Origin of the sequence: Uliginosibacterium sediminicola, from assembly GCF_039631295.1 — a bacterium.
Lineage (GTDB): Bacteria > Pseudomonadota > Gammaproteobacteria > Burkholderiales > Rhodocyclaceae > Viridibacterium > Viridibacterium sediminicola.
The window spans coordinates 147,262-157,975 of the sequence record NZ_JBDIVE010000009.1 but is presented as its reverse complement, the minus strand read 5'-3'; the positions used below and the strand labels follow the sequence as shown (position 1 = coordinate 157,975).

Genomic DNA, 10,714 nt, shown 5'->3' with positions numbered 1-10,714 from the left:
TAAGCTTGCGCAGGAATCGGGCCAGCAAAAGGCGTAGCGCACAGAGACGCGATTCTAACCCAGTGTCACCCCGGCTCCCCGCAAAACGGACAAACGCCGGGCCTTGCAAGATAAAACCACCTCCAGCACAGACCCGCAGGCATGATCGACCACGACCAACTCATCGCCCAAGCCGCCCGCCACAGCCGCTTCCTGACCCGCCAGCTCGCCGCGCGCAGCTGGCTGGCGCCACGTCTGGGCCCGCTGCTTGAACGCGCACTGACGCGCGCCGAGCTCGACGCCTTCCTCGCCGAGGAAGTCCTCACAGCCGCCAATCTGGGCGCCCGCCTGCGCCAGCTGCGCGCCCTGGTCTACGCCCACGTCATGGTGCGCGATCTGGCCGGCCTGGCGCCACTGCACGAAGTCACCGGCGCGATGAGCCTGCTCGCCGAAGTCGCGGTGCAGACCGCACAGGCGGTGATCAGCGCCGACCTGGCCACCCTGCACGGCGTGCCGCGCAATGCGCAAGGCCAGGAACAGGCGCTGATTGTGATCGGCATGGGCAAGCTCGGTGGCCGCGAGCTGAATGTGTCCTCCGACATCGACCTGATCTTCGTCTACCCCGACGAAGCGCACAGCGATGGCCCGCGCCCGCTGGATGCCTTCGAATACTTTGCCCGCCTCGGCAAGCGCCTGATCGCCGCGATCTCCGAAAACACCGGCGAGGGCTTCGTGTTCCGCGTCGACATGCGCCTGCGCCCGAATGGCGATTCCGGCCCGCTGGTGGCCAATTTCGACATGCTCGAACAGTACTTCATCGCCCAGGGGCGCGAATGGGAGCGCTATGCCTGGATCAAGGCGCGGGCGCTCAGCGGCGAACGCCACGCCGAGCTGGACACCATCGTGCGGCCCTTCGTCTATCGCAAATACCTCGACTTCGGCGCCATCAATGCCATGCGCGCCCTGCATGCGCAGATCCGCCGCGAGGTGGCGCGCCGCGAGATGGCCGACAACATCAAGCTCGGCCCGGGCGGCATCCGCGAGATCGAGTTCATCGCCCAGGTGTTCCAGCTGATCCGTGGCGGGCGCGACACCAGCCTGCGCGAGCGGGCCACCTTGCAGGTCCTCGAACGCCTCGCCCAGCGCGGCCTGCTGGCGGACGAGAGCGTCGCAGAACTGGCCGCCGCCTACGACTTCCTGCGCCGCCTGGAGCACCGCATCCAGTATCTGGATGACGCGCAAACCCACATGCTGCCGGCCTCGCCGGAGGACCGCCAGCGCCTCGCCGAGGCCATGGGTTACGCCAGCTTCGAGCCGCTGCTGAGCGCGCTGGACGCGCACCGGCGCATCGTCAGCCGCCATTTCGATGCGGTGTTTGCCGACCCCTCGGCCGGCGAACACGTGCTCGATGAAGCCTGGTCGCCCGAATGCGCGGCCGACAACCAGCTCGACCTACTCGGCACCCTGGGCTTTGCCGAGCCGGCTCAGCTCGCCGAACGCCTGCGCAGCTTCCGCAACGGCCCGCGCTACCGCGCCATGAGCGACGATGCGCGGACCCGCCTCGATGCACTGGTGCCGCGCGTGCTGCAGCTCTGCGCCGCCGGCCCGCGCCCCGACCAGACCTTGCTGCGCGCTCTCGACCTGCTCGAAGCCATCTGCCGCCGCGCCGCCTACCTCGCCATGCTGCAGCAGTATCCGCAAGCACTCGGCCGCGTCGTCGAACTGCTGTCCAGCTCCAGCTGGGCGGCCAGCTATCTGACCCAGCACCCGCTGCTGCTCGACGAACTGCTGGACAGCCGGCGCCTGGCCGAGCCGGACAGCGCGCAGCTCTCCGGCGAACTGGCGCAGGCGCTCGACGCGCTCGGCGATGACACCGAGAGGCAGATGGACCTGATGCGCGAATGGCACCACGCCCAGGTGTTTCAGCTGCTCGGGCGCGATCTGGCCGGCGAGCTCAGCGTCGAAGCGCTGTCCGACCGCCTCTCGGCGCTGGCCGACATCGTCCTCGAACAAACCCTGCGCCTCTGTTGGCACAAGCTCAGCACACGGCACAACCATCAGCACCGCTTCGCCATCATCGGCTACGGCAAGCTTGGCGGCAAAGAACTGGGCTATGCCTCGGATCTGGACATCGTGTTCCTCCACGACGACCCGGACCCGGAAGCTCAGGCGATCTATGCGCGCCTGTCACAGCGCATCAATACCTGGATCGGCAGCCGCACCAGCGCCGGCCTGCTGTTCGAGACCGATCTGCGCCTGCGCCCGAATGGCGAGGCCGGCCTGCTGGTCAGCTCGCTCGAAGCCTTCGAACGCTACCAGCGCGAATCGGCCTGGGTGTGGGAGCATCAGGCGCTGACCCGCGCCCGCTTCTGTGCCGGCGATGCTGCGCTGGGCCAGCGCTTCGAGCGCCTGCGCCACGACTTGCTCTGCCAGCCGCGCGATATCGAGACGCTGCGCAGCGAGGTGCTGGCAATGCGCCAGAAGATGCGCGACACGCACGCCAACAAGGCGCCGGGCTTCGAGCTCAAGCACGATGCCGGCGGCCTCATCGATGTCGAATTCATCGTGCAGTTCCTCGTGCTGGCCTATGCCAGCCAGTGGCCGGAGCTGGCCGCCAACAGCGGCAACATCGCCCTGCTCGAACGCGCCGCTGCCGCCGGCCTGCTGCCCGCCGATCAGGCAGCTGCCGTCGCCGAGGCTTACCGCCAGCTGCGCCGCGAGCAGCACAGCCTGCGCCTGAACGAACTGGGCCGACGCGTCGATGGCGCTCACCTGGCCGAGGCGCGCGCGGCAGTCGAAGCCCTGTGGGTGCAGATTTTCGGCGCTACACCCTGATACGATAGAAACGTTTGATTTATGCCATAGCCTAGCCCTATCATGAGCTGCCATGATGCTGTGCCATCCACTCTGACTACGCGCAAGGCTTGACACTCCAACCAACCGACGATGCCCATAAGACCAACAAAAATTGTGCATCACGCGACCCAACTCTGGCAGCAGCGGCCAGCGGCTGAGGCGCTGCTGGGGTTTACCGAACATCGCTGGCTGGTCGCCATCCGCCGTGGTTTCCTGCAAGTGCTGCCGCTGATCATGCTCGGCGCCTGCGCCCATATCTGCGCCGCGATCAGCCTGCCATCCTGGCAGGCGGCCATGCAGGCCCTGCTGGGTCTGAGCTGGCATGAGCAAATCCTGCTGCTCTGGCAGGCCAGCTTCGGCGTGATGTCGCTCTGGCTGCTGATCAGCATCAGCCATACACTGGCCGAACTGGTGCCACGCCGCAACCAGGACCCCGACACCAATCCGATCAGCGTCGTGCTGGTCAGCCTGGTCTGCTACATGCTGCTGGTGATGCCCGGCAACGGCCAGATCAGCCTTGAAGAGCTTGGCGCGCGCGGCAGCTTTGTCGCCATCTGCACCGCCCTGCTCGCCAGCGAATTGTTCATTGCGCTGCGCCGCCTGCGTGCGCTGCAGGTACGCTGGATCAGCGATCTCGATCCGCTGCTGCCCGACGTCGTGCACAACATCCTGCCGGCGATCCTCACCGCGGCGCTGTTCTTCCTCCTGCATACGGCGCTGGCCGAGCTCGACACCCCGATCGAGCGCCTGTTCGACAAACAGCTCTTCGCCCTGTTCAGCAGTCTTGAAAGCGATCTGCTGCGCGCCATGCTCTACAGTCTGATCTCCCAGATACTGTGGTTCTTCGGCATGCACGGCACGCTGATGCTGCAGGACGTTGCACGCAACTGGTTCACCCCGGCGACCCATGCCAACGAACTGGCGGTCTCGCTCGGTGCCGCGCCCTATGAAATCTTCACCGAACCGGTCATCCGCAGCTTTGTGCTGATTGGCGGTTCAGGCGCCACGGCCGGCCTGCTGCTGGCCTTGTTCCTCAGCACCCGACATCGCAACAGCCGCAATATCGGCAGCCTGGCCCTGCTGCCTTCGCTGTTCAATATCAATGAGATCCTGCTGTTCGGCCTGCCCGTCGTACTCAACCCGCTGCTGCTGATTCCCTTCGTACTCACCCCCATCGTGCTGACCCTGGTCAGCTATGTGGCGCTGAGCAGCGGCTGGGTACCGCTGAGCGTTCATTCGCAAGCATGGGTGCTGCCGCTGGGCATCAATGCCTGGGAGGCCAGCAATGGCTGGCGCGGTCTGGCGCTGCAAGCGGTCAATATCTTGATCAGCGCCGGCCTCTACCTGCCCTTTCTGCGCCGTTTCGAGGCACGCCTGGACGCCGCCGGCAAGGCCAGCTTCCGCCAGCTGATCCATTCGCTGGAGGAGAGCCTCAGCAGCTCGCGGCAGTTGCTAGTCAATCGCCAGGATGCGGTCGGTCGCCTGGCTCGCCAGTTGCTGCTCGATCTGGAACGTGATCTGACCAATGGCGCGATCTACATGGTCTACCAACCCAAGCTCAATGCGCAGGGCGCGGTGGTTGGCGTCGAAGCCCTGCTGCGCTGGCAGCACGCCGTCTTCGGCATGGTGCCGCCGAACGTGCTGGTCGGCATTGCCGAGGACGCCGGCTGTATCAGCCGCATCGGCCACTGGACCATCGCCGTGGCCTGCCGCCAGCTGGCCAGCTGGCAGGCGGCCGGCATCACCAAGGTCTCGATGGCGGTCAATGTCTCGCCCCTGCAGCTCTCCGACCCGCAGCTACTGGTCAATGTGCGCGAAAATTTGGGGCGCTACGGCCTGCATCCGGGCGATCTGGAACTGGAGATCACCGAGAGCCGCAGCGTCAGCAATGACGAGCAATCGAACCGCAGCCTCAGCGCCCTAAACGAGCTGGGCGTCAGCCTGGCGATGGACGATTTCGGCATGGGCTACAGCTCACTACTTTATATGCGCCGTTTCCGCATCGACACCATCAAGCTTGATGGCTCACTGACCCGCGAAGTGGAGAGCAACAGCTCATGCTGCGACATCATTTCGCAGGTAGCCCAGCTGTGCCAGACCATGAACGTGCGCGTGGTGGCCGAGTATGTCGAGACCGAATCGCAGCGCGCCCTGCTGCAGAAACTCGGCTGCACCGAATTCCAGGGCTACCTCTACAGCCCACCGCTGCGCGCCGCAGACTGCCTGCAGTTCATCGAGCAACGCGCCCGATCCGCCGGGCAACACGCAGCCTGAATCCCTCCCCTCTGCTGACCAAAGCTGGTGCAGCCCGCTCCGTGCTGCGCCGCCATGGCGCATCAGCGCCTTCAGTACGCGGCAAACCCTGAGCAAGACGGCTTTCCGATCATGCACTTAGCCGCCAAGCCAAACATCGGCACGCGCTTTGCTTGGCAGCACCCTATCGCGACATCTGCCCCACGGGCACGCTTCTCTCCAGCAACGGCGCTGGCGATTGCGGATCAACGACGATCTCTGTCAAAGCTGAATTCGATTCTCAGGGGTTTCCCCGGCTTTCTTACAGAGGTATCACATGCGCAAGCTCAAACTCGTCATGGTCGGCAACGGCATGGCCGGCGTCCGGACACTTGAAGAACTCCTCAAGACCGCGCCCGACATGTACGACATCACCGTCTTCGGCGCCGAACCCCATCCGAACTACAACCGCATCCTGCTCTCGCCAGTGTTGGCCGGCGAGATGACGATCCAGGACATCATCCTCAACGATCTGGACTGGTACAAGGACAACGGCATCCGCCTGCTGACCGGCCGCACCGTCACCCAGATCGACCGCAAAGCACGCACCGTGACGGCCGACGACGGCACCGTCGCCGAGTACGACCGCCTGCTGCTGGCCACCGGCTCGCTGCCTTTCATCCTGCCGGTGCCTGGCAAGGACCTGCAGGGCGTGATCGCCTACCGCGACATTGCCGATACCGACACCATGATCGCCACCGCCGCCACCCACCGGCATGCGGTGGTGATCGGCGCCGGCCTGCTGGGTCTGGAAGCGGCCAATGGCCTCGCCATTCGCGGCATGGACGTGACCATCGTGCATATCGGCGACTGGATCATGGAGCGCCAGCTCGACAAGACCGCCGGCCAGATGCTGCAGAAGGCGCTCGAAGCCAAAGGCATGAAGTTCAAGCTGCCGGCGCAGACTGCCGAGCTGATCGGTAACGAAAGCGGCCGCGTCGCCGCCGTCAAGTTCAAGGATGGCGAGACGATTCCCGCCGATCTGGTCGTCATGGCCGCTGGCATCCGCCCCAACACGGCACTCGCTGAAAAAGCCGGTCTGCACTGCAATCGCGGCATCGTCGTCAGCGACACCTTGCAGACCTTCGACCCGCGCATCTACGCCGTCGGCGAATGCGCCAATCACCGTGGCATCGCCTACGGCCTGGTCGCGCCGCTGTTCGAGCAGGCCAAGGTCTGCGCCAATCACCTGGCAATGTTCGGCATTGGCCGCTACCAGGGCTCGGTGACCAGCACCAAGCTCAAGGTCACCGGCATCGACGTGTTCTCTGCCGGCGATTTTTCCGGCGGTGAAGGCACCGAGGACATCGTGCTCTCCGACCCCGGCATGGGCGTCTACAAGCGCGTGGTGCTCAAGGATGACAAGATCGTCGGCGCAGTCATGTATGGCGACACGGTCGACGGCTCCTGGTACTTCCAGATGATGAAGGACGGCCAGGATGTGCACGAGATCCGCGACCACCTGCTGTTCGGCAAGTCGCACCTCGGTGACGTCGGCCACAAGGGGCAGAACTCGGCCGCATCGCTGCCCGACACGGCCGAAGTCTGCGGCTGCAATGGCGTCTGCAAGGGCACCATCGTCAAGGCGATCAAGGAAAAGGGCATCTTCACGCTCGAAGACGTGCGCAAGCACACCAAGGCATCGAGCTCCTGCGGCTCCTGCACCGGCCTGGTCGAACAGATCCTCGCCTCGACCATCGGTGGCGCCTACACCCCGGCGGACAGCAAGAACAAGGCGATCTGCGCCTGTACCGATCATTCGCATGGCGATGTGCGCGCCGCCATCGTCAATCAGCACCTGACCAGCATTCCCGCCGTGATGCAGGCGCTGGGCTGGAAGACGCCCAATGGTTGCGCCACCTGCCGCCCGGCACTCAACTACTACCTGATCTCCAGCTGGCCGCACGAGGCGCAGGACGATCCGCAATCGCGCTTCATCAACGAGCGCGCACACGCCAACATCCAGAAAGATGGCACCTACTCGGTGGTGCCGCGCATGTGGGGCGGCCTCACCACGCCGAACGAATTGCGCGCGATTGCCGACGCCGCCGAGAAGTACAAGGTACCGACCGTCAAGGTCACCGGCGGCCAGCGCATCGACCTGCTCGGCGTGAAGAAGGAAGACCTGCCGAAGATGTGGGCCGACCTCAATGCCGCAGGCATGGTCTCCGGTCATGCCTATGGCAAGAGCCTGCGCACGGTGAAAACCTGCGTCGGCGCCGAGCACTGCCGCTTCGGCACCCAGCTGGCGATGGACATGGGCGTCAAGCTCGAAAAGATGCTGTTCGGCATGTGGAGCCCGCACAAGGTCAAGCTCGCCGTCTCGGGTTGCCCACGCAACTGTGCCGAAGCCGGCATCAAGGACGTTGGCATCATCGGCGTGGATTCCGGCTACGAGCTCTACGTCGCCGGCAATGGCGGCATCAAGACCGAGGTGGCCGAATTCTTCTGCAAGGTGAAGTCTGACGAAGAGGTGATGGAATACTCCGGCGCCTTCCTCCAGCTCTACCGCGAAGAAGGCTACTACCTGGAGCGCACGGTGCATTACGTGCAGCGCGTCGGCCTCGACTACGTCAAGGCCAAGGTCGTCGAAGACGCCGCCAATCGCAAGGCGCTGTTCGAACGCATGCTGTTCGCCCTGCAGGACTACAAAGACCCCTGGCTGGAACGCAGCGCCGACAAGGGCGAAGCCGAGCTGAAAAAGCCCTTCGAAGACCTGACGGTCTGATGCCACCGGGTGCGCGCCGTGCGCACCCGCCCCTCACTCTTCACGCCTCACTCACCACCATGACCGACTGGAAAAAAATCTGCGCCCTCACCGACATCCCGGTACTGGGCTCGCGTGTGGTCAAGAGCACGCAACACGGCGACATCGCCATCTTCCGAACCAGCGCTGACGAAGTCTTCGCCCTGCATGACAAATGCCCGCACAAGGGTGGCCCGCTGTCGCAGGGCATCATCGCCGGCCGCCAGGTCACCTGCCCCCTGCACAGCTGGAAGATCGAACTGGACAGCGGCAATGTGGTCGCGCCCGATAGCGGCTGCAGCAAGTCCTTTGCCGCCAAACTCGTGGATGGCGATGTCTATCTGAGCGTCTGAACCGCACCGCAACATAAAGCACTGAGCCGCCCTCAGGAAGCGGGGGCGGCTCAGTGCATGGCGAAGGCATTCTATAAATTATGTAAATTCACTCTGAAACCCAAACCAAGATGCTTGACAAAGGCATCTTGATGAACTTTGAAGTACATAGTCATTTCATCCCGCAGTACGCTCGCCCCCCATCCGCGCCACCTGGGCCGTAAAACCTGCACCGCCCGAACCGTGGAAAACCCCTAGGCAATTCCATCATACGAGTGCCTGCCACGCCATCCACTCCGCTTGGCTAGCGCCTCCCGCAGCGCCGGGAACGTCACCCGAAGTTTCAGCGCACTACACTGAAAACCATTGCCTGGCAAGGGTTTCAGAGGCGCGCTCACCACAAAGCTGGCACGCAGCGCAGCGCAACTCAGCACGAGCGGCGGCGCCACCCGCGGCCCCAAGCTGCAGCCCCCAAGTCGCCCCCTGCCGCCCAGGGGAACAATACCCCACGCGGAAACCATAAAGTTTCCCGCGCAAGCTCCGTTAGTCAACATGGATACCGATTGTGCACAAAGTCCAGTAAGGACGTCACACAGCGGCCAGCAGACAACAACCCGGACAGACCTATCGATCATGAAACCAAACCAAGCCCGTACCGCGCTGCTCGTTGTCGCAGCCGTCAACCTGGTGTTCGCCCTGGCCCTTGCCGAAACATGGTGGCTGGGCGGCCTCTGCGGAGTGCTGGTCGCCGCCGCCATTGCCTGGCTCAGCCACGCGGCAAAGACCGAGACCGCGGCCCAGACCCTGCAGTTTTCTAACGCCCCCGCCACCCCCAGTTTCAGTGAACCGCTCAAGCGCAATACCGAGCGCCTGCCCGAGCTGGTGGCCGAGGTGGTGCCGCTGTGGAATCGCCATGTTTCGCTGGCCCAGAGTCAGGTCAAGGAAGCCATCGATGCGCTCGCCATGCGCTTCGCCTCCTTGTCCAGCCGGCTCTCCGAGGGGGGCAGCAATCAGCAATCGGGCAGCGAAGCCATCGCCCTGCAAACCATCCGTGAAGCGGAAGACTCGCTGCGCGAGATCGTCGCCAAGCTCAACGCCACCCAGGAATTCCGTACCGCCCTGGTCGCCGAGATGGGCGGCGTCGCCTCGCACACCGATGATCTGCGCAAGATGGCCGAGGAAGTCGCCAATATCGCCAAGCAGACCAATCTGCTGGCCCTCAACGCGGCCATCGAGGCTGCGCGTGCCGGCGAGGCCGGCCGTGGCTTCGCGGTGGTGGCGGATGAGGTGCGCAAGCTCTCCAGCCAGTCCGGCGAGACCGGCAAGCGCATCCACCAGACCGTCAACACAGTCAGTGCGGCCATCGCCCAGGCCCTGCAGATGTCAGAGCAATTCGCCAACCGCGAGGCCCTGGCAATCAGCGCCTCACAAGAGAGCGCCGAGAAGATCATCGTCAATTTCAACAGCACCGCCAGCGCCCTCGGCCAGTCCTTGCAAACCCTGCAGGATGAGCGCCGCGCCGTCGAACACGATGTCGGCGAAGTGCTGGTCAACCTGCAATTCCAGGACCGCGTGCATCAGATCCTCGATCACGTGCTCTCCGACATGAGCCGCATGACCAGCGCCGCACAGGCGATCCATGCCGACCCCTCGACGCCGACGCCCGATGCGCGCGAATGGCTCAACGATCTGGCCAAGACCTACACCATGCTGGAGCAGCGGCAGCTGCACCCCGAGCACGCCACGACCCAGGTCGAACAGCAAGGCATCGTGTTCTTCTGAGCCGCCCCCCTATTCAAATAACCGGGAACCGCCATGAGCAAAACCATCCTGATCGTAGATGACTCCTTCAGTCTGCGTAAAACCCTGGCCATCGCCCTGCGTGACGCGGGCTATGCGGTTGAAGAGGCCAGTGACGGCAAAGACGGCCTGAGCAAGCTCGACGGCCGCAAGTACAACCTCATCATCTCCGACGTGAACATGCCGAACATGGACGGCATCAGCTTCGTCAAAGCCGCCAAGCAATTGCCGAACTACCGCTTCACGCCGGTGATCATGCTCACCACCGAGAGCGACCCGACCAAGATCCAGGCCGGCAAGGATGCAGGCGTGCGCGCCTGGGTGCTCAAGCCCTTCCAGCCGCCCGCTCTGCTCGACGCCGTAGCCAAACTCGTCATCGCCTGAGGAGACCCGCATGAGCGACTTCGAACACACACAGACCGAGCCGGGACATCTGGCGCTGGCTGGCGACATGAACATCTTCGCGGCGCATGCCATGAAAGATGTGCTGCTCGACAACCTCAATGCCACCGACATCCTCAAGCTGGACCTCTCCGGCGTCACCGAGATCGACACCACCGGCATCCAGCTCCTGCTTTTGCTGCAAAAGGAAGCCGAGCGCCGTGACAAGCAAGTGCATGTTCTTGCACTGAGTCCGGCCGTACAACAAGTCGTCAGCCTGCTCAAGCTGGAAGCCAGCCTTGGGCACGTCTCAATTGTCTGGAGCTGA

General features: G+C 64.1%; 7 protein-coding genes. All 7 read left to right on the top strand.

Translation table 11 applies throughout. The features are described from left to right. Positions 1–141 precede the first annotated feature (141 nt). The 7 genes from glnE (at position 142) to ABDB84_RS15710 (ending at position 10,714) form a co-directional block, all read left to right on the top strand. Entirely contained in the window at positions 142–2,814 is a 2,673-nt protein-coding gene (gene glnE / locus ABDB84_RS15740) for a bifunctional [glutamate--ammonia ligase]-adenylyl-L-tyrosine phosphorylase/[glutamate--ammonia-ligase] adenylyltransferase (protein ID WP_345920708.1), read from the top strand. Between the two features lie 135 nt (positions 2,815–2,949). Next, positions 2,950–5,109, top strand: coding sequence for an EAL domain-containing protein (locus ABDB84_RS15735; RefSeq protein ID WP_345920707.1), 2,160 nt, complete (start codon positions 2,950–2,952; stop codon positions 5,107–5,109). 295 nt (positions 5,110–5,404) lie between these two features. Continuing rightward, positions 5,405–7,855, top strand: coding sequence for a nitrite reductase large subunit NirB (gene nirB / locus ABDB84_RS15730; RefSeq protein WP_345920706.1), 2,451 nt, complete (start codon positions 5,405–5,407; stop codon positions 7,853–7,855). A 59-nt stretch (positions 7,856–7,914) separates the two neighbouring features. Continuing rightward, positions 7,915–8,226, top strand: a complete 312-nt coding sequence (nirD, locus tag ABDB84_RS15725) for a nitrite reductase small subunit NirD (protein WP_345920705.1) — start codon at positions 7,915–7,917, stop codon at positions 8,224–8,226. Between the two features lie 612 nt (positions 8,227–8,838). Then, a complete protein-coding gene (locus ABDB84_RS15720; protein WP_345920704.1) occupies positions 8,839–9,987 on the top strand; it encodes a methyl-accepting chemotaxis protein in 1,149 nt (382 codons plus the stop codon). 33 nt (positions 9,988–10,020) lie between these two features. Continuing rightward, positions 10,021–10,389, top strand: a complete 369-nt coding sequence (locus ABDB84_RS15715; RefSeq protein ID WP_345920703.1) for a response regulator — start codon at positions 10,021–10,023, stop codon at positions 10,387–10,389. Between the two features lie 10 nt (positions 10,390–10,399). Next, the gene (locus tag ABDB84_RS15710) at positions 10,400–10,714 is read left to right on the top strand and encodes an STAS domain-containing protein (protein ID WP_345920702.1); all 315 of its coding nucleotides are present in this window, start codon (positions 10,400–10,402) and stop codon (positions 10,712–10,714) included.

Bases quoted from the DNA above. Each gene is read 5' to 3' on its own strand.
- ABDB84_RS15710 (WP_345920702.1), top strand. From the start codon at position 10,400: ATGAGCGACTTCGAACACACACAGACCGAGCCGGGACATCTGGCGCTG.
- nirD (WP_345920705.1), top strand. From the start codon at position 7,915: ATGACCGACTGGAAAAAAATCTGCGCCCTCACCGACATCCCGGTACTG.
- ABDB84_RS15715 (WP_345920703.1), top strand. From the start codon at position 10,021: ATGAGCAAAACCATCCTGATCGTAGATGACTCCTTCAGTCTGCGTAAA.
- nirB (WP_345920706.1), top strand. From the start codon at position 5,405: ATGCGCAAGCTCAAACTCGTCATGGTCGGCAACGGCATGGCCGGCGTC.
- glnE (WP_345920708.1), top strand. From the start codon at position 142: ATGATCGACCACGACCAACTCATCGCCCAAGCCGCCCGCCACAGCCGC.
- ABDB84_RS15720 (WP_345920704.1), top strand. From the start codon at position 8,839: ATGAAACCAAACCAAGCCCGTACCGCGCTGCTCGTTGTCGCAGCCGTC.